General features: G+C 48.2%; 1 protein-coding gene. It reads right to left on the bottom strand.

Features of this window, described 5'->3' with window-relative positions; translation table 11 throughout:
- Positions 1 to 105: 105 nt before the first annotated feature.
- Positions 106 to 652 (bottom strand): uracil-xanthine permease family protein (locus R7P74_RS27045; protein WP_318123751.1); only part of this gene is annotated, 547 nt, incomplete at its 5' end.

Consider the following 652-nt stretch of genomic DNA (forward strand, 5'->3'; position numbering starts at 1 on the left):
AAGGCGGCTTGATCGCCCAAATCAGTTTCCCGACCAAATAACCCTCTCAAACCAAAAAGCCCAACCAAAAATGTGGTTGGGCTTTTTAACTTCTAAGTACAAGTATTAAGACTCTTTCACTTCTTGAGCGACAAGTTCATCTTCTTCTGTCAGTTTTTCTGGAAGCAACAAGTTCAGCAGTATCGCGGTGATACCGCCAGCAGCCACACCAGTTGAGAAGATGCTTTTAATAAACTCAGGCATAAACTGCAGAATCTCAGGTTTCTGAGCGATACCTAACCCCATCGAGAATGACAACGCCATAATCAGAATTGCGCGGCGGTCGAGGTCAACACGCGAGATAATACGCACGCCTGCAGCGGCAATGGTGCCGAACATCACGATGGTAGAGCCACCAAGTACAGGCTCTGGGATCAGCTGAACAAAACTGGCCACGCCCGGGAATAGACCAAGAATCACTAACATGCCCGAGATAAAGTAACCCACGTAACGGCTTGCGACGCCCGTTAGCATGATAATGCCGTTGTTTTGACTGAAGGTAGAGTTTGGAAAACTGTTGAATACCGCAGCGATAGCCGAGTTCAGACCGTCCGCTAATACCCCACCTTTGATGCGCTTCATGTAAATAGGGCCTTTAACAGGCTCGCCAGAT

The organism is Vibrio sp. 2033, from assembly GCF_033339735.1.